The sequence below is a fragment of the Vibrio sp. 397 genome (genome assembly GCF_033339395.1).
GTDB lineage: Bacteria > Pseudomonadota > Gammaproteobacteria > Enterobacterales > Vibrionaceae > Vibrio > Vibrio alginolyticus.
Genome location: NZ_JAWOUN010000004.1, coordinates 176,357 through 201,014 on the forward strand (window position 1 = coordinate 176,357; position 24,658 = coordinate 201,014).

Consider the following 24,658-nt stretch of genomic DNA (forward strand, 5'->3'; position numbering starts at 1 on the left):
TTCAGTATTTTTACAGCAATATAATCCTTACGTTTACGGCTTTATTTATTACTCAATAGAGTCTATTTCATGAAAACAATTTGGCTTGATATGATGATTTAAAGTGTTTAGGACTGTCTTACTAAAGGTTTGTGCATATCTAAGTAGCTGTTTAAAATAGTCAGATTATTGAGCTCACACTTGGGCAGTGCCAACGGGAAATTTACATGGCAAAGCTAAAAGATATCGCCATTGAAGCAGGCGTCTCACTTGCAACCGTATCGCGGGTTTTGAACAACGACCCAACGTTGAGCGTTAAAGAAGAAACCAAATACCGCATTTTGGAAATTGCAGAAAAACTGGAGTACCGCACCAGTAGCTCGAAGAAAGGCATCAAAGAAGCTAAGCAAAAACATCACTTTTTAGCCTTATATAACTACAAACAAGAAACAGAGGTGAATGACCCTTACTACTTATCAATTCGTCATGGGATTGAAACGCAATGCGACAAATTAGGTATTACGCTAACCAATTGCTATAACAGTGAAATTGATGTTGAAACGAAAAAGATAACAGGTGTCCTTTTAGTCGGAAATGTCGACCAAAAGGTAGTAGATAAATTACCTAAACGTCTAGCCGATAGCATTTGCTACATAAACTTTTCAGATCCAACCTGCCCTTATGATTGCGTTGATGTCGACCTTATTCGAATCAGTAGGCAAGTAGTTGATTTCTTTGTACAACGAGGCCACCGCCGCATCGGTTATATTGGCGGTCAAGACAAGCACGACGCAGCTGACACTCGTGAAAATGTGTTTTTGGACTATGGCTATCTAAAAGGCGTGGTCGCAGAACATGATATACACTATTGTGCCTGCTCTAGTTTGTCCGGTTATAACTTAGCGAAAGAGATGCTAGCCAAAGGTGACTTCCCGAAAGCAGTATTCATTGATTCAGACTCCATCGCGATTGGCATAGTACGTGCAATCCATGAATTTGGCTTAAAGATACCAGAGGATATTACGCTGATTAGTATGAATGATATTCCTACTGCTCGCTTTACCTTTCCGCCGTTGTCTACAATTCGTATTCACTCTGAGTTGATGGGAACTCAGGGAGTGAACTTACTAGTGGAAAAATACCGAGATGGACGCTTACTCCCTCTTCATGTATACGTTCAAACAGAGCTTAAACTACGTGGTACAACTCAATGATACCTTTTCCATTAATCTCTTTTATGAATTAAATCTGGAACATCCCCCCCTAACCCAAGATATTCATTTTGCACAATCAGTACTGTTTCGGCGTAACGCCGATAACTCAGCGGGTAGTAAGAAGTTCAACAACAAATCACTCTAAGCACCATGAGTGCCCCAAATGTTTATCATTTAGAGGTGATGGTCGAAGAAACCAACTCGCGTAGCCAAATGCCTTTGTCTTCATTGTTTCGGCTGGAATGCCACAGCATGGCAATATCAAAATCCGCAACGGCGATCGGCGGCTTAACAGTAATGAGATCGTCCGAAAAGCCCTCCGCCAACGCCATTTTTTCTGGCACGATGGCAATGAGATCGCGCTTTTTCAATAGATGCCGAATAGTGAGAAAGTTGCGCGACGCCACGGTGACTTTGCGGCTCAAGCCATGTTCTGCGAGCTTTTGGTCTACTTGTGTCTTTAAGCTCCCATCGGGACTTACCAGAGCTTGCTCGATGTTCGCGAACGCTTCCAGAGACAGCTGTGTTTCCCCTTTCAACACCTGTTTATCACACATGCACACGTGTTTTTCGGTGTACAAGTACAAGCTCTCAAAGTTGTCATCCAACACCGGCATGCTGCCAATAATGACATCGAGCTTTTCGTGCTCAGTTAATGCCACGTAGTTGCTACGATTGACGTTAATAAAACTGATCTGCGCCTCTGGGGCGCGCTGGCGTATTTCGTCATAAAGCCGAGGAGCAAAGATAAACTCGGCATAATCCGTTAACCCGATGCGACATACACCCGCGTAATTTTCAGGTTGGAAGGCAGACTTAGTGAGCAAGTCTTTGGCGATAGAATCCAACAAGTGATGCACAGTTGGCGCGATGTGGTGAGCGTGCTCGGTGGGCTCCATCTTGTGCCCTTTTCGCTCAAAAAGCGGGTCGTCAAACAACAACCTTAAACGAGACAAACTATGACTCATCGCCGACTGGCTAACGTAACTTTTCTCTGCCGCGACGCTAACGCTTCGATAGCGATACAAGTAGGAAAACGTCACCAATAAGTTCAAGTCAATGTTGCGCCACTGAATGTCCTCTTTCACTCCAACATCCTCATCCCATTTCATTCATAGATGAAATTAAAATCATCAATTTGAGTCATTTTAGAGCATTCGATAAATTAGCAACAATGCTTTTTAGATAAACAGGCTCGACATGTTCACCATATTCAAAACTTTTTTCTGGCTGGGTTGGTTCAGCTTCGGCGGCCCGGCGGCTCATATTGGTTATTTTCGCCAAACCTTTGTTGAGAAACTGAAATGGCTTGATGACAGCGAGTACGCGCAAATTGTCGCGCTCAGTCAGTTTTTGCCGGGACCGGGCTCAAGCCAAGTTGGCTTTGCTTTAGGCTATAAACACGGCGGTTTAGGTGGCGCATGCGCAGCATTTGTCGGATTCACGCTTCCTTCAGTGGTCATCATGTTGGCGCTGGCGATGGTGAGCAGCCAAATCACCGACACCGCAGTGTTCCAAAACATCGTTCACGGCCTAAAACTGCTCGCAGTCGTCGTCGTGGCGGATGCGACTTGGGGCATGTACAAAAACTTCTGCCAAAGCAAACTGACCGCGGGTTTGTGCATCGCGACTGCGATTGCGTTGCTGGTGGCACCAAGCATCATGACGCAAATGTTCGTGTTGATCGCAGCAGGTTTTGTCGGAATGCGATATCTAAAGAAAGACTCCGCGCCATCAGCCGAGTCGTTTAAACCGTCTATCGCGGCATTGGCTCTATTTGCGGTGCTTTTACTCGGCTTACCGTTAGTGGCTCATACGTTACCTTTGCTTGGGCTGTTTAGTGATTTTTTCCAAGCTGGTAGCTTAGTGTTTGGTGGCGGTCATGTGGTTCTGCCGCTTCTGCAAAACATTGTTGGCGACCAGCTCAGCCAAGATGCATTTTTAACAGGCTACGCCGCTGCACAAGCTGTACCGGGGCCAATGTTCACCTTTGCTACTTTTATCGGTTATGAGCTTTCGGATACGCCAATTTTAGGCGCTCTGATCGCAACGCTTGGCGTATTCCTCCCTGGGTTTCTTTTACTACTTGGCGTTCTTAAGAACTGGCAAGCACTGGCAGGCAAACCGCTGGTCTCCGGCGCCATCAACGGTGTAAATGCCTCGGTAGTAGGGTTACTACTCGCGGCACTTTACCAGCCAGTATTTAGCAGCGCAGTTGTTGCTCCCATCGACATGGCGTTAGTGATTGCGGGTTTCTATCTACACAAAAAGCTCAACCTTTCGGTACTATGGATGATCGTGTTTTTTGTGGCAGCAGGCCTTGTCACGGGCATGATGTAGCCTGCTGATACGCCAACTATTGAATCTAGATAAACCACGGGCACTCAAATACGAGTGCCCTTGCTTAGATTAGATAGTGAAAACGGAACAGACCCCGATAAAAAGAGCATCACAAATTATGACTTAACTTCTCTCGGTTAAGCCATTGTTCATTCTTACCAACTTAACTGCATCATGACGAGAATGGACATCGAGTTTTTTGTACAACTTGTATATATGGCTTTTCACTGTACTTTCAGATAAAAAAAGTCTTGAAGCAATTTGTTGATTTGAAATGCCGTACACAAGTAGCTCTAGAATCTGTTTTTCTCTGCATGTTAACTCATCATGCTGCTGTTCTTCGGACAAATTTGCATGCCGATAATTGAGGACTAACTTCTCTAGGTACATTCTTGGTAGCCACAACCCACCTTTCAGTACGTATTCCGCGCCATCACATATATGTGTCACTGATGCACTTCGGAGCAAAATTCCTTTTAACAACTTCCAATGCAGTAAGTCCGTTTGTACTTTTTCACAAGGGACGTTGTGAAGCATAAAGGACCACCCAAATAGATCAAAATCTGGTAACTTTCCTTGTACTTCAAGCTGACGCATAAAATCGTAATCAATAAACATCAAATCGATACTGAGTGAGTGACTTCTGAACACCACTTCATCTGGTTGCATTATCTTTACATCGACATCATGAATGGAAGACAGCTGTTTTTTTATTAAGTTACTTTGTAAATTACTCTCAGCTAGCAGTATCAAGTGCTTCTTTTCCATAGTCCCACCACATTAACTTACCTGTTTCACCAACCCCCGTTAGAAAATTAATTGGAGGCAGCAAAGAGAATTTATCTTCATTTTAAGTAGAAAATATAGCACTTCAGAATGATATCGCATTGCTTTTCAGCACCGAAAAAGACTTAAAAAGTATGAACCTGTTGTGTTTTTATCCATACTTTTCAACCTGTGTTAGCATAAGGATATGATTTATAATATTAAATAATAAAGATAATAATTGGATAAAATGCCATTTATAAAAAATGGATGACTGCTCCGCTCAGTGCAATAGAACAAATTACTTCTTTATATTGGCTTCATTTCATACTTGATGAGTACTTAAAGTAAATACAAAAAATAACATTATGATTATGTTATTTTTTTCTTTAATACTTTAAATAGACGTACCTAAATACTCCCTTCCAGCCTGAATCATTCTCAATAATGAGAACAGCTTTCACTGATCCTTTCTTATAATTTCATCGCTTCCCACAACATTTGAAGGAAGCAGCAAGAAGTTAAGTGCAGTCATTTTTAATCAGGAATAACAGGAAATGGAGTAATCGTTATGACTCTAAACAAAACAGGGCTTGCTTTAGCAATGTCAGCAATTTTATTTAGTGGCTCTCTAATCGCGAATGAGATCGATGATGGAGACGACAACATGCAATGGACTGACAGCGCTAATACCGATATCGGTTTATCTGGCAGCTTCAATGATAACAGTGACAATAGCGCATCTCTCGGTGTTGGTGATAGCTTCAACGACAACAGCGATAATAGTGCGTCACTAGGTATTGGTCATAGCTTCAACGACAACAGCGACACTGACAACAGTGCAACTCTTGGTGTTGATGACAGCTTTAATAACAACAGCGACAACTCAAACTCGAGCACTAACACAGCTCAAAGCCACAACGACAATAGTACGTCTAACGCTAACGACAACAGTACCAGTGCTGATCTTGATGTGAGCCTAAATAGTGATAGTAGTGACTCAAGTACTAACACAAATAGAAGCCACAACGACAACAGCGACTCTAGTACTACTGTAAGACGTAGCAACAACGACAACAGTGACTCTAGTATCAACAGTAGCTTTAACGATAACAGCGATAATCGTAATCAAAGCGACAACCGTAACCAGAGTGATAACCGTAGCTACGCTGATTCAAGCACAACAAACTCGAACAGCTTTAACGACAATAGTAACTATCAAAGTGACTCGAGCTCAACAAATGTTGATAGCTTCAATCAAGTCCATATGGATACAGATATGGTTGTTGCGAGCTCAAGCCTAATGGGTGGTGTTACAGGTGCATCAGTTATTTATGCAACTAACGCGGATGATACTCGAGTTCGAGTTGAAAACATGAACACCCTTGGTGGTCTTGGTGGTGCAGCTGGTATTACTACCGTTGGTCAAAATGCTGGTTCAAATTCACTTGTACAACAATCTGTTACAACTAATGCAAGTGTGTTTACTGGGGGTGAGTAACCGACTAGTAGGAGAAAGCGATGCGTTTGGCAATCTGTACTTTGAGTATGATAGTTGCCTGCACTGCACTCGCTGATGACATTGCATTATCTGGCGGAGAAGTTAGCTTGGATATCATGAATGAATCAAGAGGTGGACAAAATGTTGAACTCGACTTGGTTTATGCAGAATCAGATATCAATGGTATTTCGTCAGATAATGTCGCGTCAAACACCGTGAGTGGTAACAATATACTATCAAGTGGAGCGTTCGCAGACAGTTCGGGTATATCCAACGTAATTCAGAACAGCGGAAACAACGTTTTAATCCAGAACTCTACCGTCGTTAACCTGACACTCAAGTAAACAATATGAAAGTATTAAATAACTTAATTTGGCTGATGCTCGTTTATTCAGCATCAGCCATTTCATTAGAACTGCTACCTTACCGAGCACATTACTCTGTTCCTGTTAAAAGCTACAAAGAAATAGTGTTCGGTGATGTTTTTCGCCAACAGTATGACTTCAGCTGTGGCTCTGCCGCCCTGGCTTCTCTTCTCACTTTTCATTATGCAACAGAGTCATCTGAACAAGATATCTTCAAAAGCATGTTTGAAAAAGGTGATAAAGAAAAAATCAAAGAGAAAGGTTTTTCTTTGTTGGATATGAAGTTTTACTTGGATTCCATAGGGTTACGTTCTGACGGCTTTCAAGTAGGACTGGAGAAAATTAAAGAAGTCGGCGTCCCTGGGATTACTCTCGTTAATTTCGACGGATATATGCATTTTGTTGTCATCAGAGGTATAAACAATCACTCAGTTATTCTAGGAGACCCTTCTAGAGGAACCATGATAATGAAACTGGATGAGTTTGAAAAATATTACCAAGGAATTGTGTTACTGGTCCGTAACGAAGCGGAAATGGGACGGTCTAGCTTTATAACCAATGATAATTTCACCGTATATCAAAGATCACCATTAAAAACAGGAGTGTCTAGAGATTCCTTAGGGGTATTTAGCATTACTCTCCCAGTTTCCGGTGAAAATTAATATAACATTGTTTTAAATAACTTTAAGAACTTAACAACCTGAAAGGCCTACATTATGAACTACAATAAATTTTTGTTAGTGCTTTGTATGCTAATACCTCATTTTAATGTGAATGCTAAAGATGTTGGCCTGCAAGAACTTACTCCTCTTTCAAATTTATCTTTAGAAGAATATCGAGGTGGTTTCCAAATTACGGACGAGTATATTATTAATATTGGATTAAGCATTACTACGACTATAAATGGCGATGATATTTTGAACACAAATATTGCCAACTTAGTAATTGAAAATGGTAATTTAAAAAACATTAGCGCAAATAGTGAAAATCAAAGTGGAGATGTTTTCAACCAGGGTATTGTTAACATCATACAATTTGGTGAAGGCAATATTATTGGAGATGATTCTATAGATTCACCCAAAATGCCTTCGTCTCAAAATCCTAATATAATAAGTTCAGACTTTATAAATTCAAGTATTATCAATATTATTCAAAACACGAAAGATAACAGTATTATTGGACTTAGCACGCTCGTAGACATTGATGCTCAAGTAAATGGGGTAATACGGGAAATCAAAGCAAACCAACAATTAGAAGACGCCTTATTGAACCACCTTCAATGAGCATTTCCATTTTTATCTGAAAAATTGTCACGTTAAGCTTCTTTGATATTAGAAACGACTGATATCTATGATTACATACCAAAAGAAAGTTCGATATATCAATCGGCCACCATCATTTTAAGAATATATACCTACTTTATCCAATATAATCCAATCAATTTATAATGCGAACGCTAGGCGCTAACGATAAATTAGGCCCAAGACTCAAGGGCCTAATATCCATTTTACAAATTAAAAGGTACTCGTACTGTTAATTGAAAGTCGGGAGTATCTTCTGTAAGACCAGCTTGAGCACTAACATTGATAGATGAGCGTTCACTAAAGGCATAGTTTATACCAAAAGTTAATGCATCTAATTGAAGCAACTTAGCATCATCTGCCGATCTGCCATTTACTTTGCTTTTTAAAATAGTTTTATGGCTAAGTCCTAAAGAGAATGAAAGATCAGGATTCACCGCAAACCCCATTCCCCCTGAAAGAGAAATAGTGTCTCCAAGTTCAACATCAGCTTTTGTGTCGCCAACTGTAACAGTATCCTCTAAGTTATAAATATAACTTAGACTAGCGAACAAGACCGCAGGATCAACAGGGTGAATAAGAGATAAATTAGGCTCAAAACTCCAAAAACCCGAACCTGTAGGGACATCACTAAATGAGTTGCTTCCATCTTCAATAGAAACATCATAAGGCGATCGTCCTGTATCCGACTTTACTCTAAGGCCACCTACCCAGTATGGCGCAGACTCAAAGTTAAACTGGTGCCTCAATGCGAACTCTACATCACCAAGCCCTCCGCCATCCACCGTTGTGTTTACTACTTCACTGTTTGAACCATCTTGAATGGGGCGCGTAGAAACTTGGTCATTACGATACACATACGGCACTCTAACTTCTAACTCTGTGGCGTTTGTTAAACCGTACCGAGCAGTTAATCCAACGGTTACTGTAGTCCTATCCGAATCACTCACTTCAATTCGCCCAACAATCAGAGTTGGTAAGACTGTATACCCAACAACAGATACTTTGTTTGAAGAGTTTTGTGTATAGCTTAAAGACGAATCAAATGACCATTTACCTTTAGGTGTGAGAACGCCTGGGCGCTCAATAACATCACCAACCGTTTGGGCGCGCTGAGGAATATCATCTCCTTCAGCACCATATGCATTCCCCGCAATGAATAAACTACAAAGATAGGTACCCAGTAAAGTCTTCCGTAACATCACATCTTTCCTTTTGCTGATGATCGTACCCAAGTAATCTCAGGCAATAGCTTGAGGTGAAGCTCCTAACTTTCCAAAGTAAGATTAGTATAGCTACTTCAAAACCACGACATACCTTTAAGTTTGGCGCTTTGAAGAAATTAGGAGACATTTATACTTATCTTCAACACTAAGCCACTAGTTAATAAACAATTAGGATAGATTCTATGTTTTCGCAATATTATTAATAAAATAAATTGCTTACCTGTGCTCTTAGTATGAAGTCGGTATGACATAACAGCTGAAAAGCCTGTTCTCTTTTGCGTAGCATCAATCACATTGCTTTTTAGATCGAGTCGCTCCGACTTCAACCATAACTAACGCTATCTTCCCCACATATTTCATCAAAATGCATTCCCGTGTCGCGATTTAACATGCTAAAGTTAACAATGCGTTAACAATTATAAATACAATGAGAAGACATGGAGTCACTTAAAATGAATCAGCCGAATCTAAATAGCGCTGCTGGTTGCGCTCTCCCACCACCAAATGAAATGATCCTCAAATGGGCTCAAGAGCGTCCAAATGAGGTCTACCTAAAACAAATTATTAACCGACAGTTTGTTGAGTACACATTCTCTGATGTTGCAGATCAAGCCTTAAAACTTGTCAGCGCACTACGCTCGCTTGGTGTAAAGCCTGGCGACAAAGTTGCGTTAGTATCTAAAAACTGTGCAGAATGGTTTATTTGCGATCTTGCTATGATGCTTGGTGACTATGTCAGTGTGCCAATCTTTCCTACCGCCGGTGCAGACACCATCGAATACTGTGTGACTCATAGTGAAAGTAAAGCGATCATTGGCGGAAAACTCGATGATCCCAAAGCAACTCAGCAAGTCATTGATGCTATGCCTGAACTCATTAGCATCGCTCTACCTTATGACACGGCACCTAAGTGTAAGCACGAATACCAAGCGCTCATTGCTGATGCAGTGCCAAGTGAAGAGCGTCCGCAGCATTACGATGACAAGCTAATGTCGTTGGTGTATACCTCAGGCACATCAGGGTTACCGAAAGGCGCGATGCTAACTTACGGCGCATTCAGTTGGTCTGTTCAGCAACTGATCAATCATATTGGTATCCAAGAAAACGACCGATTGTTCTCTTATTTACCGCTCGCTCATATTACAGAGCGTGTTTATATCTTCGGTTCATCGATTATGGGTGGCGTGCCAACAGCATTTCCAGAGTCACTGGACACTTTTATCGAAGATGTGAAGATGCACCGACCAACTCTGTTTATCTCCGTCCCACGATTATGGACGCTATTCCAGCAACGTATTCAAGACAAACTTCCACAGAAGAAGCTCAATATTCTGTTGAAAATCCCATTCGTCAATTCTTTGATCAAGAAAAAGCTAGCAGATGGTCTAGGTTTAGATCAGGCTCGAGTATTAGGCTGTGGCTCTGCACCTGTCTCGCCAGCGCTGTTGGAATGGTACCACTCAGTGGGCCTTGATATCACAGAGGCTTGGGGGATGACGGAATCATTTGCCTACAGCACGCTCAACTACCCATTTAGAGCTGACAAAATTGGTAGTGTCGGTAATGCAGGGCCAGGCATTGAGTTAAAAATCGCAGCCGATGATGAAATCATGGTGCGTGGCAAAGGGCTATTTTCTGGCTACTACAAAAATGATATTGCCACCCAAGAGTCTTTTGATTCAGAGGGCTGGCTACACACAGGCGATATCGGCGCTATCGACTCAGATGGTTATCTAACGATTCAAGGCCGTAAAAAAGATAACTTCAAAACCGCCAAAGGTAAATTTGTCTCTCCGGTTCCTATCGAGAAAAAGCTTTTCGAGTACAGTCGCGTAGAGATGATGTGTCTCATCGGTTTAGGGCTACCCGCTCCGATTCTTTTGGTTGTGCCACATGACTTCCCTAACTTTGATCGAGAGCGATACGCACGTACCACACGTAAAGTTATTGCCAGGATGAATCAAGAACTCGCCTCTCATGAGCAAATCAAAGGTGTGTTAATGATTAAAGAACCTTGGAGTATAGAAAATGGCGTACTGACGCCAACGCTTAAAATTAAACGTCATGTGCTCGAACAAAAGTATCATGAGATAGGCCACAATTGGCCAAAAGATGAATTGGTCGTGTGGGAAGAAGACTTGTAATTTTGCTTGCACTCCTCAACACCATTGGGGAGTGCAACTTAACTTTGAGCTTGAATCAAACTCATAAACTACTCTCTCCAGAATGGCTTACTCACTTCACAACTAATCTCCCTTTCACCTAACCCAATATCGTCCCAAAGGTGCTTTGGTAACACTCTCAAGTGACGACGTGTCTTATAGTTCCTTCTCCAAGCCGCCAGTTTAGAATAAATTAACTGTAACCCGCTCTGATGGGCAGTAGGTATAGTACGCTCACAAGTGTGTGTCATGTTTTCCATTTCAAAGATCCCTATACAATGTTGACCACTTAATAATCAGCGACTACGCTGATATCCTCAAACGATAGAATCTGCCATAGAGTTAAGGAAAACTAATGTGAAAGATCGAATGCCTCCCTTACAGGGCTTGTATTACTTTTTCGTTGCAGCAAAGGAAGGAAGCTTTAAAACGGCAGCAAAAGAACTGTTTGTTACGCCAGCGGCCATTAGTCAGCAAATTCGTCATTTAGAAGAGTTCTTAGGCACGGACCTATTTGTTCGTCAGCACAGAAAAATCGTGCTCACACCTGAGGGAGAGCTACTGTTTAGTCAGGCAGAAAGAGGGTTTGCTCATTTGCAGCAAGGGGTTAGATTAGTCAATCAAGATCCAAACCCGAACCACCTTTCGATATCAACACTCCCCTCTTTCGCTCATCATTGGTTAGTCCCGAAAATTACGGCTTTTCGTCAGCGTCACCCTGATATCGCCTTGCTATTAGAACCAACCAATGATTTGGTGTCTTTTCAAGATAGCCAGATAGATTTATGTGTTCGTTACGGTTTAGGAAAGTACCCCAATTTAGAATCACAATGGCTAATGGACGAAGCTTTTTATCCAGCTTGTCATCCGGTGTACCAGAAAGAGCACGGGATCTATAACATCGAGGATTTAAGCAAAGCTGAGCTGATTGAAGATGTTTGGCCTGATCTTGATTGGAATATGTGGTTAGCAACCTTGGGTCACTGCGCAGCAAAGCCTACCTTAAAATACAGTGGATCACATCTCGTGCTTGAGGCTGCACTATCACTTCAAGGCGTGGCATTAGTAAAACACAGTTTAGCTCATCAATATTTTCGTTCTGGCAAATTGGTCCGAATTGGAGATATCGCTATCAAGCCCAACTTTGCGTATTACTTGTGTGCGCCAAAAGGCTACTTAAAAAGACCTAAAGCTCAATTGTTTGCGCAATGGTTGAAGGAAGAAATAGAAATATTTGAAAAGTCAGTGGTACCAGACTTTAAGACCATTGACCTAAAAGGCAACAGCACTAGAACGACATCATAACAATCGTCAAAACAAACGCTAAATAGGAATAAAACAAAAACGCTCTGCGTATAAGACTGCTAGATACAAAAAGCCCCGCACTAAGCGGGGCTTTCAAGTTATAGAGTTAACTTAAGAATTACTTCTTAGCGTTACGCTCTTTAACGTCAGCAATTACTTGCTCTGCAACGTTTGTTGGACATGGTGCGTAGTGTGAGAACTCCATAGAGAACTGACCACGACCAGAAGTCATAGTACGTAGAGTACCGATGTAACCAAACATTTCTGATAGAGGTACATCACCCTTGATACGTACGCCAGTAGACGCTGCTTGTTGGTCTTTGATCATACCACGACGACGGTTAAGGTCACCGATTACGTCACCAACGTGATCTTCTGGAGTGAACACGTCAACTTTCATGATTGGCTCAAGAAGTTGCGCGCCAGCTTTAGGCATAGACTGACGGAATGCACCTTTCGCTGCGATTTCGTAAGCGATAGCTGAAGAGTCAACTGCGTGGAAACCACCGTCGAATAGTTCAACTTCAACGTCTAGAGTAGGGAAGCCAGCTAGAACACCGTGCTCCATCATTGACGCAAAGCCTTTCTCAACTGCAGGCCAGAATTCTTTAGGTACGTTACCACCAACAACTGTTGATTTGAACGTGAAGCCAGAGTTTGGCTCACCTGGTTTGATGCGGTAATCGATCTTACCGAACTGACCAGAACCACCAGACTGTTTCTTGTGCGTGTAGCTATCTTCGATTGCTTGAGTGATAGTTTCACGGTAAGCAACCTGTGGAGCACCAACTTCTAGCTCAACGCCGTAAGTACGCTTAAGGATATCTACCTTGATGTCTAGGTGAAGTTCACCCATACCTTTCAGGATAGTTTCGCCTGAATCTTCATCAGTCTCAACTTGGAATGATGGATCTTCTGCAACCATTTTACCGATCGCAATACCCATCTTCTCAGAACCGCCTTTATCTTTAGGCTTAACTGCGATAGAGATTACTGGATCTGGGAAGATCATTGGCTCAAGAGTACATTCGTGCTTAGGATCACATAGAGTGTGACCAGTTTGAACGTTCTTCATACCAACTACAGCGATGATGTCACCAGCTTGTGCTGAATCGATCTCGTTACGCTCGTCCGCGTGCATCTCAACCATACGGCCGATACGCTCTGTTTTACCAGTTGCAGAGTTAAGGATTGTGTCACCTTTCTTCATCTTACCAGAGTAGATGCGGATAAAGGTTAGAGCACCGAAGCGGTCATCCATGATCTTAAATGCAAGAGCACGTAGTGGCTCGTCTGCAGATACAGTCGCAACTTCACCAGTTGGCTCACCAGTCTCTGAATCAGTTAGAGGCTGTGGATCAACTTCTGTTGGAGATGGTAGGTAATCAATTACCGCGTCAAGAATAAGTTGGATACCTTTGTTCTTGTACGCTGAACCACAGTAAGTTGGGAAGAATGCTAGATCACGAGTACCTTTACGGATACAACGTTTGATGTCTTCTAGAGATGGCTCTTCGCCTTCTTCTAGGTAAGCCATCATTAGATCTTCGTCTTGCTCTAGAGCAGTTTCGATTAGCATTTCACGGTATTCAGCAGCTTTCTCTACCATGTCTGCTGGAATATCTTGAACTTCGTAGTTCTCTGGTTGGCCAGACTCATCCCATACGTAAGCTTGTTGGCTTAGTACGTCTACAACACCTACGAAATCTTCTTCGATACCGATAGGTAGAGTCATAACTAGAGGTGTAGCACCTAGTACGTTCTGTACTTGATCTACAACTTTGTAGAAATCTGCGCCCATACGGTCTAGTTTGTTAACGAAGATCAGACGTGATACGTGTGATTCGTCAGCGTAACGCCAGTTAGTTTCTGACTGAGGCTCAACACCACCAGAACCACAGAATACACCGATACCACCGTCAAGTACTTTTAGAGAACGGTAAACTTCGATAGTGAAGTCAACGTGTCCAGGAGTATCGATGATGTTTAGACGGTGATCGTTCCAGAAACAAGTTGTTGCTGCAGACTGGATTGTGATACCACGCTCAGCTTCCTGCTCCATGAAGTCAGTAGTAGTTGAACCGTCGTGAGTGTCACCGATCTTATGGATCTTACCAGTTAGCTTTAGGATACGCTCTGTAGAGGTAGTTTTACCCGCGTCTACGTGAGCAAAAATACCAATGTTTCTGTATTTTGATAAATCAGTCATTGTCTTACTCTGTTAATAAGGTATAAAGTGCGCGCAGAGTATATCACATTCTGTCAATACTGATACCCTTGCGTGCGGATGGAAGAAAAAAAATTTTAACGTGAAATTTCCGTCCCCAAAGCATAGTCAAACACAGCAATTTATGTACTTTATTCGCATTTTATTGAGGACGGATAGAACAGTTTGTGATTGCACAAATACCATTCTTATGAGCATTACAGCTCGTCAAAAGCCTCTATCGCTTCCGACAATTTCTTAACGCCGTGAATTTGCATGCCAGGGATGCCACCTTTCGGCATGTTGGCTGCTGGCACGATGGCTTTCTTGAAACCATGTTTGAACGCTTCATTCAAACGCTCTTGCCCACTTGGCACTGGACGGATTTCGCCCGCAAGCCCTACCTCACCAAAAATCACCACATCTTTAGGGAGTGGACGGTCACGAAAACTCGATAAAAGCGCCATAACTAAAGCAAGATCAGCGCTCGTCTCCGTCACCTTAACACCGCCAACCACATTAACAAAGACATCTTGGTCTGCCATTTGTAAGCCACCATGCTTATGCAACACCGCGAGCAAAAGTGATAGGCGGTTCTGCTCCAAGCCGACCGCAACACGACGAGGGTTGGCTAACTGCGAGTAATCCACCAGCGCTTGAATCTCTACTAGCAGAGGGCGCGTGCCTTCCCAAACCACCATGACGGAAGAGCCTGATGTTTCTTCTTCACCACGAGAAAGGAAGATCGCTGATGGGTTACTCACTTCTTTCAATCCTTGGCCTGTCATTGCAAAGACACCAAGCTCATTCACAGCGCCAAAACGGTTTTTATGACTACGCAAAGTGCGGAATCGGCTATCCGTTCCACCATCGAGTAGTACCGAACAGTCGATAATGTGTTCAAGAACTTTGGGGCCCGCAAGGGTACCATCTTTTGTTACGTGACCAACAATAAATACCGCAACATTATTCTGTTTTGCGTATCGTGTCAGAGCCGTCGCAGATTCACGTACCTGAGCAACACTGCCAGGCGACGATTGAACATCAGAAACGTGCATCACCTGAATCGAGTCTATTACCATTATACGAGGCTGCTCTTTTTCGGCGATTTGGCAAATTTTGTCGACGTTCGTTTCCGATAGCATTTTTAAATGATCTTTCGGCAAGCCCAATCGGGAAGCACGCATTGCCACCTGCTGTAACGACTCTTCACCGGTTACGTAAAGCGTTGGCATTTGCGCAGATAAACTACACATGGTTTGCAACAGAAGTGTTGATTTACCTGCACCAGGGTTACCACCAATCAAAATTGCGGCACCTGGCACAACCCCACCACCCAACACACGGTCAAGCTCTTTAAACCCACTGGTGAAGCGAGGTACTTCTTGCAGATCAATTTCGGATAGCGTTTGAACCGTAGCTTCTGTTGCGGAACCAGCGTAGCCGCTTAAGCGTTCATTGCGAGCAACGGTTGGCGATGCAGCGATACGTACTTCTGTTATCGTATTCCATGCACCACATGCGTTACACTGCCCCTGCCAACGGGGAAAGTCCGCGCCACAATCATTACAAACATACGCTCGTTTTGCTTTCGCCATGATGCCTCAATTTTTTCTACAAATGTGACTAAGCACAGCCAAGTCAGACCTGAACTGAAATGAACTATTGATATACTTAAGTATTACTTCGCTTAGCCGATACAATTTAAAGTAACGACATACTCTAACAGAAATAATGCAGCAATCTGAAATTCTCTCGCTCGCAGAACGACTCATTCCCGTTTACGGTACGAATGACTTTGACTTTGTCCTTGGCCAACTGACCGAGGAAGAGCCGCCTTCGGCCAAAATTTTGGTTAAAATGGAACTTAACCGCTTAATGGCTCCATGCAAAAAAAGCATTGATTTGCGAGGTCGCGTTCAAGGCGAATGTCGCGAGTATATTTTGGATGGTATTCCACATTGGTTGGATGATGTTGCTTTCAACGCTTACCATAAAAACATCAAAAAGTTTGGCTGCTACACGGAAGGAATGTGGGAAGCATTGGTCAACACGCGAAATAACTTTCGCGTAATGAGCAAGCGCCTTACTCAGCAAAAAACGCAATCGTTAACGGATCCTAAAAGCCCGTTCTTAGCAGAACCCGTTCACCTAGGCTACGATTTAAAGCGCCAAGAAAAACGCTTGAAAGTCCAATCTCAAGTTGAAATTTGCCGCTCTAAAGGACAGCTTCTTCATGGATTAAGCATTGATTTATCTAGCTCTGGCGCAAAGTTCAAAGTCCCTAGCGCATTTAAATATAACCTTGGGGAAATTATTCAGGTCACGTTTACTGAATTTGCCAGCAAATCTAACGTTGCAGGTATAGAGAAACCGCTTGCATACCGCATACTCGCGGTTGATGACTGTTACGAAAATGACTCAGTTCGATACCTCAGAACCATACGCTTAACTGACACCAATGTCGTCACCAGAGTGATAGATGAAGCGCTCAACAGTGCTGCTAAAAGGGCTCGTCACGACAATCAAGACAAGATTATTCGAGCTCGAACTCGCGGTTATGAGCACATCGCACTAAAGCACACCAGCAGCTTGCCTCTATTCTTTGATGGTAGTGACCTAAAATTAGCAATGTTAACGCCAAACAATCAAAAGCTTTGGCAATACTGGCACGATGAGAGAAACCAGCAAATGTTTGGTTCCTTATTCAACGAGCAACGCATCGCGTCACTCATTAAGCCTGGTGTTAAAGGAACAACCAATGTCCTTTATTCATTTACTCACGAGCACGAGAATCGAACCTATTTCTATTCGATGTTTCGCCCTGAAGCAACTCGCGAACAGCGCCAGCTATTTTGGCATTTAGGTGGCAAACGAGAGAGTTGGCGCGCCTTTAGAATTTCAATCTTTGAACTATCAGAGCAAGAACAGGAAGACCTAGCAGCATTCTCTCCAGAGTTGGCAGAAACGTCTCAATCACTGACTCATATTGGTATTTTGCAAGAAATTGCTGACGAAAAGTCAGGGCAGGATTACCTGCTAACTGAAAAGCCGCGCTTACCCGCTAATACATTAAACGCGTTTCGCCATCCGAGAAGAGTTATCGGCAATCCAAAGGGCATTTATTTTGATGCAAAGTCTCGTCGTAAAGAGCCTCGTTATCGTTTTAAAACACCTTTAGAGTTGTACTCAGGACAAACTAGAACCGGCGGTTGTACTGTTGACCTTTCCAAACGAGGACTCGGAATTAGGCTAAGTGAGCCCACGATGTTACGTTCTGGGCAAGAGGTAAGAATCAACTTTCGAGAATTACAACTCTACGACAAAAAATTGCCGTTAATGTCGGTGCCATATCGAGTAATTCGTGTAAGCCCAGATGGTTGTAGCGTGCAGCTAGTTATTGATGAAAGCAGCCAAACCATGAAGGTAATCGCTTTTTTCAACAGCATTATCGAGCACAATCAAGACAAGCTAATCCCGCAAAAAGAGACGCTACCAAGTAATGCTCTACTTGAAAGGCTGCACTGCATGTTGCTCTCGCGTACGCTGAGCACGCCCATTTTTATCAGTAAGAGTACGTCATCTTCAATAAAAACCCCTGTTATCGGGGTGAACTTGCCGCTACCTAAACACATTGAGCTTTTTGCCCGTCTTGGGCATGATCAACTGTTGTCACTTGAACCTATCTTTAAAGGCCGGACAAGCACATTAATCGCAGAGCCAATAAAACGTGTAGAAGGTGCTCAAGCCAGACATCAGGATATCTACATAAGCGCCGCAAAAGTAGGCAATAAAATTACAGGCATTGAGTCAAAGCTTCATCAAGAGTTCAACAGCGTAAAAGAGCGGATTCAATTTATAAAGAAAGCGCGAATGATGGGTGACTTTTACGTGATTCGCCTTTCTACTGCGCCAATTTTCGATCCGATGACATCATTACTGCAACAAGATTTAAGTGACTTAACCCAATTTGGTGTACATCAAGCAAGCAAGTTAGAAAAAGAGTTGACGGCGCTCGTTGGTTACAGTGAATTTGAAGACATTACTGAAGAGGTAGTAATTAGATTGGAGTTAACCGAGTAAATTCAAAGTCATACCAAATTGAAAAAAAACACCGCCTTTCTGGCGGTGTTTTTGAATGGATGGTTAAGGTTTAGCTTTCCAGCTGACCTTTTGCTGCTTCACCAATGCGCCAGATAAAATACAGAGCACACCGCCCAACCCTGCAAAGCGAATCGCTGATTGCGCTTGAGCTTCCACTTTTGGTTTTGCGTGATACGCAATCCCTAATCCTGCCACCGACATCATCACAAGATCATTAGCGCCATCACCGACAGCAACCGTGTTGTGCTGCTCAATTTCATATTCATCCGCCAGTTCCACTAGAATGTCAGACTTCATCTGCGCCGTTACCACATCACCAAGTACGTTACCCGTGAGTTTGCCGTCAATAATTTCTAATTGATTGGAGCGAGCAAAATCTAAGTCGACTTTATCTTTGATGTAATCAGAGAAGTAAGTAAAACCACCGGAAGCAATCGCTGTTTTCCAGCCCAAGGCTTTCAACGTCGCAATTAGCGCTTCAAAGTCCGGCATGAATGGTAACTGGGAACGAACTTGTTCAAGAATTGATTCATCGGCACCTTTGAGCTTACCAACTCGCTGACGTAAACTTTGCTCAAAATCCAGCTCACCTTGCATGGCACGTTCAGTGACTTCAGCGACTTCATCCCCTACTCCTGCCAGTTTCGCGATTTCATCAATACACTCTATCTGGATCGCCGTTGAATCCATATCAAATACAATCAACCCTTGGGTTGATAGATCGGGCACTTCATTAAGCGAGGCGTAATCTAGGTTGAGACTTTGTAAGATCGTTTCATGTTGAGGAGTCAACTCTCCGGCCATCAGGGCTACTTCATATTGGCCAACTTTCCACGTTTCTAGTATCGGGTTGTAAAAGCCGGTGAAGAAATCAATGTCTTCGAAGTGACTTGGCGAAAGGTACTCAGCAAATACGATCCAGTTTGCTTTTGCTTTATCTAATTGGGAGGCAAATCGAGTCTCGGGTAATCGTTTTAAAAGTGTCGTATGTTTTCTGATAGGCAAGCTTTTTGACGCGTCCATGTATATAATCCCTTATGACTTTGCTAAAACGTTACCTCAACAAACTAAAAAGGCAAGTCTTTGTTTTATTTTAAATGGATGAGTAAAGAGCATGAGTGAATCTTTGTTCTCAGTAAGGAATGCCCTAAGAATTCTGGCACTAATCCTACTGTGTGTGATGTTGTTTATCACAATAAAAAACAGTGTTGTGATCAGTAAGGGTAATGAGAAAATTCAAGCACAACAGCTTGAAACGCTCACCAAAGTTTTGATTTCACAGGCGTCTCTTTCTGCCAGTGAGATGATTTTAACTAAAGATCAAGAACGATTACTTCAGCTAACAAACCAGCTAGCACAAGACCGTTTAGTGTTTGATGCAACAATCTACGATGCACAGGGTGTACGTTTAGCGTCTAGTGAAGAGGCATTATCGGTACGCGAAGTTCTTGGCCTGGATACGCCTTTGGCAACAGCTTCCATTGGTCGCCAGCAGTTGGTTGAACCAGTTTTTGCAGATGGTGCGCTTATCGGTTTTGTTCGCGTGACCTTTGAGACGGGCCGGGTGACGGCTATTTCTGACCACCACTATCGCAAGAGCGATCGTTATATGTACATGATGGTCTTAATGAGCTTTGTCTGTGGTATGTTGTTCATCTTGATTTTACGTCGACAACCGATACGTCGTAAAAAAGCGCCAAACCTGCTGCTAACCAAGTAACTAGGTAGCGCTAACAACTCATATAAAAACAGCCCGCAATGTGTGGGCTGTTTTTTAGCTCTTGAGAGCGAAAAATAGAATGACTCTTCGTCGCTTACTCTTCGTCACCAAGCAATACTGAATCTAGTGCGATTAGCATCATGTCGTTGAATGTCGTTTGACGCTCGTCAGATGTAGTCTGTTCACCAGTCTTGATATGATCAGAAACCGTACAGATTGTCAGAGCTTTTGCACCGTATTCTGCCGCAACACCGTAAATACCAGCCGCTTCCATTTCAACACCAACAATGCCGTACTTGTCCATTACATCGAACATTTCTGGATCTGGCGTGTAGAAAAGCTCTGCTGAGAATAGGTTACCAACTTTAACGTCAATACCGCGAGCTTTTGCAGCGTCTTCTGCCGCACGAACCATGTTGTAGTCTGCGATTGCCGCGAAGTCATGACCTTTAAAGCGGATACGGTTCACTTTAGAGTCAGTACATGCACCCATGCCGATCACAACATCACGCACTTTGATGTCTTCATTCACTGCGCCACAGCTGCCAACACGGATGATTTTCTTCACGCCGAAGTCTTTGATTAGTTCAGTCGCGTAAATCGAGCATGATGGGATACCCATACCGTGGCCCATTACTGAGATCTTACGGCCTTTGTATGTGCCTGTGTAACCAAACATATTACGAACGTCACACACTTGAACGACATCTTCAAGGAAAGTCTCTGCGATGTATTTTGCACGTAGTGGATCACCAGGCATCAGTACGACGTCTGCAAATGCACCCATTTCAGCATTGATATGTGGAGTTGCCATTTTCTTTTCCTTAACCTTTCTCTAGCGCTCCGCGCTTAAGGCGATATAAGCCAGAGTATTCTCATTTCCGACAAGCAGCATTTACATACTGCAAACATAAAACTAGGAGCAATCAAGCTCCTAGTTTTCAAAAACCTAACTAATTATAGGAAGTTCTTACCGTAATCCATTGGAGAAGTACCGAAGTAACTTGCCAATGTTTGACCGATATCTGCGAATGTTTCGCGGCGGCCAAGAGAACCAGCTGGTACTTTTTGACCATAAACCAATACTGGGATGTGCTCACGAGTATGGTCAGTACCTGGCCATGTTGGGTCACAGCCGTGGTCTGCCGTTAGGATAAGCACATCGTCTTCTTCCATAATCTCTAGCACTTCGTTGATACGACCATCGAAGTACTCAAGTGCCGCTGCGTAACCCGCTACGTCACGACGGTGACCGTAAGCTGAGTCGAAGTCTACAAAGTTAGTGAATACGATCGTGTTGTCGCCCGCTTCTTTGATTTGCTCTAGCGTTGCTTCGAACAATGCAGGGATACCTGTCGCTTTCACTTTCTTAGTGATGCCGCAGTTTGCGTAGATATCAGCAATCTTACCAATAGAAACCACGTTGCCTTGCTTCTCTTCAACAAGTTTCTGTAGAACCGTTGCTGATGGTGGCTCAACAGAAAGGTCACGACGGTTACCGGTACGCTCAAATTGACCTTTACCAGCACCAACAAATGGACGCGCGATAACACGACCAATGTTGTAATCTTCTAGCTCTTCACGTGCGATTTGGCAAAGCTCTAGTAGACGGTCTAGACCGAAAGTCTCTTCGTGACATGCGATTTGGAATACAGAGTCCGCAGAGGTGTAGAAGATTGGTTTGCCAGTCTTCATGTGCTCTTCACCAAGATCGTCAAGAACTTGAGTACCAGATGCGTGGCAGTTACCTAGGAAACCGTCAAGACCTGCACGCTCAAGAATGCGGTCAGTCAATTCTTTCGGGAAGCTGTTTGCTTTGTCAGTGAAGTAACCCCAGTCAAACAGAACAGGCACACCTGCGATTTCCCAGTGACCAGACGGCGTGTCTTTACCTGAAGAAAGCTCTGCTGCATGACCGTATGCACCAATGATTTCAGCGTCTGCGTCTAGTCCAGGTGCGAAGCGACCTGTCGATTCTTTATGCGCCATTGCCAAACCAAGTTTCGATAGATTTGGAAGGCGAAGTACACCTTGGCGATTGTCGTTATCTGCTAAGCCTTTTTCACATTGGTCAGCGATGTGACCTAGTGTGTCTGAACCTACATCACCAAATTCTTTAGCGTCGGCAGTTGCACCGATACCGAATGAGTCTAGTACTAAAATAAATGCTCTTTTCATTGCTCGTTCCTTAGGCCCACTCGGCTTTTTATTATGGTTGAGTAGGCCTTGTGTAATTACTTGTTCTATTAGATATCTTCTGCACGAATTTGGCGGTAAACCTCTGGAGTTGGCGTGTATTCACCACCTACTTTGATTGCACTGCGCAGTGCTTTTGCCGCTTCTTCCCATTGCTCTTCAGTGCGAGCGTGGATGACCGCAAGAGGTTTATCACTGTCTGCGACCTCACCTAGGCGGATGAACTCGTCGAAACCAACTGCGTAGTCGATTTCATCAGTAGCAACACGACGACCACCACCCATAGCAACCACAGCCATGCCGATAGCACGTGTATCCATTGCAGAGACAATGCCCGTTTCTGTTGCGTAAACTGGCTTAATGATTGCTGCTTTTTCTAAGTAGTTGTCGTAGTTTTCTACGAAGTCCGCAGGGCCGCCTAAGCCAGCAACCATCTTGCCGAAGCACTCAGCCGCTTTGCCGTTATCCAGCACTTCCATCAGTTTTGCGCGTGCGTCTTCTGTGTTCTCAGCAAGCTTGCCAAGTACTAACATTTCAGCACATGAAGCCATGGTCACTTCAAGTAGACGAGGATTACGGTATTCACCCGTTAAGAAACGAACCGCTTCACGAACTTCTACTGCGTTACCCGCTGAAGACGCCAGTACTTGGTTCATGTCCGTAAGAATTGCCGTAGTCTTAGTGCCAGCACCGTTTGCTACCGCAACGATTGATTTTGCTAGCTCTTCAGACGCTTCGTAAGTTGGCATAAATGCACCTGAACCCACTTTTACGTCCATCACTAGCGATTCCAGACCCGCCGCCAGTTTCTTAGAAAGGATCGACGCCGTAATCAGGGAGATATTGTCTACCGTTGCGGTAATATCACGAGTCGCGTAAACACGCTTATCCGCAGGAGCAAGGTCACCAGTTTGACCGATGATCGCCACACCAGCGTCTTTGGTTACTTGACCAAAAACATCGTTGCTCGGCGTAATGTTGTAACCAGGGATAGATTCAAGTTTATCCAGCGTACCGCCTGTATGACCAAGACCGCGGCCAGAGATCATAGGTACGAAACCGCCACACGCTGCCACCATTGGGCCAAGCATTAAAGAAGTTACGTCACCCACACCACCGGTTGAGTGTTTGTCGACAATTGGACCACCGAAGTTCATGTGGCTCCAGTCGATAACCATGCCCGAATCACGCATTGCACACGTTAAGGCGATGCGCTCATCCATGGTCATTTCATTAAAGAAAATCGTCATAGCAAACGCCGCAATCTGACCTTCAGATACCGTGTTGTTCGCTACGCCTTGAATAAAGAAGTTGATTTCGTCGGCGGTTAGGACTTCGCCGTCACGTTTTTTACGAATGATTTCTTGTGGTAAATACATTAGTGCCTCCCAAGCTCTTTTGAGCCATGGTTGTAGTAGGATAGAAGAGGTTTGGTAGCACCCGTTTAGGTGCTACCGTTCAGACGTATTATTGGAATTAGTACGCTGTTGGATCAGCGACGTCGTCCGATACTTCTAATGTATTTAGTAGGTTGGTTAGCAGGCTAGACGCACCAAAACGGTAGTGACGAGCATCAACCCAGTTGTCACCTAGGATTTCGTCAGCCATTGCTAGGTATGCTGCTGCGTCTTCAGCAGTGCGCACACCACCTGCTGGTTTGAAACCAACAGTTTCTGCAACACCCATGTCGCGAATAACTTCAAGCATCATGCGAGCGTATTCTGGTGTTGCGTTTACTGGCACTTTACCAGTTGAAGTTTTAATGAAGTCAGCACCTGCTTCAATACAGATTTGAGATGCTTTCTTGATTAGTGCTTCTTCTTTTAGTTCACCTGTTTCGATGATCACTTTAAGAAGAATGTCACCACAAGCTTCTTTACATTGCTTAACTAGTTCGAAGCCTACTTTCTCATCACCCGCCATTAGCGCGCGGTAAGGAAAAACTACGTCAACTTCGTCTGCACCATAAGCAACCGCCGCTTTTGTTTCAGCAACTGCGATTTCAATGTCGTCGTTACCATGTGGGAAGTTCGTTACTGTTGCAATACGAACCTCTGGCGTACCTTGCTCACGAAGTGTCTTCTTAGCAATAGGAATAAAGCGAGGGTAAATACAAATTGCAGCTGTGTTGCCTACTGCTGTTTTCGCGTCATGACATAGTGAGATCACTTTTGCATCAGTGTCATCGTCATTCAACGTAGTTAGGTCCATAAGTTTAAGTGCACGTAGCGCTGCTGCTTTTAAATCGCTCATTTCTATCTCCGATCAATATTC

Annotated in this window: 21 protein-coding genes; 10 read left to right on the forward strand and 11 right to left on the reverse strand. The window is 43.6% G+C overall.

Features of this window, described 5'->3' with window-relative positions:
• Positions 1-206: 206 nt before the first annotated feature.
• Positions 207-1,193, forward strand: coding sequence for a transcriptional regulator EbgR (gene ebgR, locus R7P36_RS08605; RefSeq protein ID WP_025768213.1), 987 nt, complete (start codon positions 207-209; stop codon positions 1,191-1,193).
• A 170-nt stretch (positions 1,194-1,363) separates the two neighbouring features.
• On the opposite strand, the gene R7P36_RS08610 is transcribed toward ebgR, so the two are convergent.
• Positions 1,364-2,281: a LysR family transcriptional regulator gene (locus tag R7P36_RS08610; protein ID WP_115386440.1), complete on the reverse strand. Its 918-nt coding sequence runs from the start codon at positions 2,279-2,281 to the stop codon at positions 1,364-1,366.
• 112 nt (positions 2,282-2,393) lie between these two features.
• Here R7P36_RS08610 and chrA point away from each other — a divergent pair, with 112 nt between their 5' ends.
• Positions 2,394-3,533 carry a chromate efflux transporter gene (gene chrA, locus R7P36_RS08615; RefSeq protein ID WP_054577566.1) on the forward strand — a complete coding sequence of 380 codons (1,140 nt, stop codon included), beginning with the start codon at positions 2,394-2,396 and terminating at the stop codon, positions 3,531-3,533.
• Positions 3,534-3,656: 123 nt separating this feature from the next.
• Here the strand turns inward: chrA and R7P36_RS08620 are convergent, their stop codons facing one another.
• Positions 3,657-4,301 carry a helix-turn-helix transcriptional regulator gene (locus R7P36_RS08620; protein WP_005380169.1) on the reverse strand — a complete coding sequence of 215 codons (645 nt, stop codon included), beginning with the start codon at positions 4,299-4,301 and terminating at the stop codon, positions 3,657-3,659.
• A 568-nt stretch (positions 4,302-4,869) separates the two neighbouring features.
• On the opposite strand from R7P36_RS08620, the gene R7P36_RS08625 reads away from it, so the two are divergent.
• From R7P36_RS08625 to R7P36_RS08640, 4 genes are read left to right on the forward strand one after another with little or no spacing between them, the layout of a single operon-like run.
• Positions 4,870-5,799, forward strand: a complete 930-nt coding sequence (locus R7P36_RS08625) for a hypothetical protein (RefSeq protein ID WP_005391691.1) — start codon at positions 4,870-4,872, stop codon at positions 5,797-5,799.
• Positions 5,800-5,819: 20 nt separating this feature from the next.
• Positions 5,820-6,143, forward strand: a complete 324-nt coding sequence (locus R7P36_RS08630; RefSeq protein WP_005380167.1) for a hypothetical protein — start codon at positions 5,820-5,822, stop codon at positions 6,141-6,143.
• Between the two features lie 5 nt (positions 6,144-6,148).
• Positions 6,149-6,826 carry a C39 family peptidase gene (locus R7P36_RS08635; protein ID WP_005380165.1) on the forward strand — a complete coding sequence of 226 codons (678 nt, stop codon included), beginning with the start codon at positions 6,149-6,151 and terminating at the stop codon, positions 6,824-6,826.
• Positions 6,827-6,880: 54 nt separating this feature from the next.
• A complete protein-coding gene (locus R7P36_RS08640; protein ID WP_025768212.1) occupies positions 6,881-7,447 on the forward strand; it encodes a hypothetical protein in 567 nt (188 codons plus the stop codon).
• A 224-nt stretch (positions 7,448-7,671) separates the two neighbouring features.
• On the opposite strand, the gene R7P36_RS08645 is transcribed toward R7P36_RS08640, so the two are convergent.
• Complete coding sequence (locus R7P36_RS08645; RefSeq protein WP_005380160.1) at positions 7,672-8,667, reverse strand: transporter; 996 nt, start codon at positions 8,665-8,667, stop codon at positions 7,672-7,674.
• 476 nt (positions 8,668-9,143) lie between these two features.
• Between R7P36_RS08645 and R7P36_RS08650 the strand changes: the two genes are divergently transcribed.
• Positions 9,144-10,835, forward strand: a complete 1,692-nt coding sequence (locus R7P36_RS08650; protein WP_031779037.1) for an AMP-binding protein — start codon at positions 9,144-9,146, stop codon at positions 10,833-10,835.
• A gap of 68 nt (positions 10,836-10,903) precedes the next feature.
• Here R7P36_RS08650 and R7P36_RS08655 read toward each other — a convergent pair whose 3' ends face one another.
• Positions 10,904-11,113 carry a DUF1127 domain-containing protein gene (locus R7P36_RS08655; RefSeq protein ID WP_318122102.1) on the reverse strand — a complete coding sequence of 70 codons (210 nt, stop codon included), beginning with the start codon at positions 11,111-11,113 and terminating at the stop codon, positions 10,904-10,906.
• Between the two features lie 97 nt (positions 11,114-11,210).
• Here R7P36_RS08655 and R7P36_RS08660 point away from each other — a divergent pair, with 97 nt between their 5' ends.
• Positions 11,211-12,158 carry a LysR substrate-binding domain-containing protein gene (locus R7P36_RS08660; protein ID WP_054579100.1) on the forward strand — a complete coding sequence of 316 codons (948 nt, stop codon included), beginning with the start codon at positions 11,211-11,213 and terminating at the stop codon, positions 12,156-12,158.
• Positions 12,159-12,276: 118 nt separating this feature from the next.
• On the opposite strand, the gene fusA is transcribed toward R7P36_RS08660, so the two are convergent.
• Together fusA and radA are read right to left on the reverse strand one after the other, a co-directional pair.
• Positions 12,277-14,367: an elongation factor G gene (fusA, locus tag R7P36_RS08665; RefSeq protein WP_005386444.1), complete on the reverse strand. Its 2,091-nt coding sequence runs from the start codon at positions 14,365-14,367 to the stop codon at positions 12,277-12,279.
• 215 nt (positions 14,368-14,582) lie between these two features.
• Positions 14,583-15,962, reverse strand: a complete 1,380-nt coding sequence (gene radA / locus R7P36_RS08670; RefSeq protein ID WP_005386443.1) for a DNA repair protein RadA — start codon at positions 15,960-15,962, stop codon at positions 14,583-14,585.
• 136 nt (positions 15,963-16,098) lie between these two features.
• On the opposite strand from radA, the gene R7P36_RS08675 reads away from it, so the two are divergent.
• Positions 16,099-18,447 carry a PilZ domain-containing protein gene (locus R7P36_RS08675; RefSeq protein WP_213899274.1) on the forward strand — a complete coding sequence of 783 codons (2,349 nt, stop codon included), beginning with the start codon at positions 16,099-16,101 and terminating at the stop codon, positions 18,445-18,447.
• Between the two features lie 63 nt (positions 18,448-18,510).
• Here the strand turns inward: R7P36_RS08675 and serB are convergent, their stop codons facing one another.
• Positions 18,511-19,491 carry a phosphoserine phosphatase gene (serB, locus tag R7P36_RS08680; protein ID WP_005386439.1) on the reverse strand — a complete coding sequence of 327 codons (981 nt, stop codon included), beginning with the start codon at positions 19,489-19,491 and terminating at the stop codon, positions 18,511-18,513.
• Positions 19,492-19,582: 91 nt separating this feature from the next.
• Here serB and R7P36_RS08685 point away from each other — a divergent pair, with 91 nt between their 5' ends.
• Entirely contained in the window at positions 19,583-20,188 is a 606-nt protein-coding gene (locus R7P36_RS08685; protein WP_005391677.1) for a YtjB family periplasmic protein, read from the forward strand.
• A gap of 94 nt (positions 20,189-20,282) precedes the next feature.
• Here the strand turns inward: R7P36_RS08685 and deoD are convergent, their stop codons facing one another.
• The 4 genes from deoD to deoC form a co-directional block, all read right to left on the reverse strand.
• Entirely contained in the window at positions 20,283-21,002 is a 720-nt protein-coding gene (deoD, locus tag R7P36_RS08690; RefSeq protein ID WP_005380140.1) for a purine-nucleoside phosphorylase, read from the reverse strand.
• Between the two features lie 143 nt (positions 21,003-21,145).
• Positions 21,146-22,366 (reverse strand): phosphopentomutase, encoded by a 1,221-nt coding sequence (locus R7P36_RS08695; RefSeq protein ID WP_005380135.1) that lies wholly within the window; start codon positions 22,364-22,366, stop codon positions 21,146-21,148.
• 68 nt (positions 22,367-22,434) lie between these two features.
• Entirely contained in the window at positions 22,435-23,763 is a 1,329-nt protein-coding gene (deoA, locus tag R7P36_RS08700) for a thymidine phosphorylase (RefSeq protein ID WP_025768209.1), read from the reverse strand.
• Between the two features lie 97 nt (positions 23,764-23,860).
• Positions 23,861-24,637, reverse strand: coding sequence for a deoxyribose-phosphate aldolase (gene deoC / locus R7P36_RS08705; RefSeq protein ID WP_005380133.1), 777 nt, complete (start codon positions 24,635-24,637; stop codon positions 23,861-23,863).
• Positions 24,638-24,658: the final 21 nt, after the last annotated feature.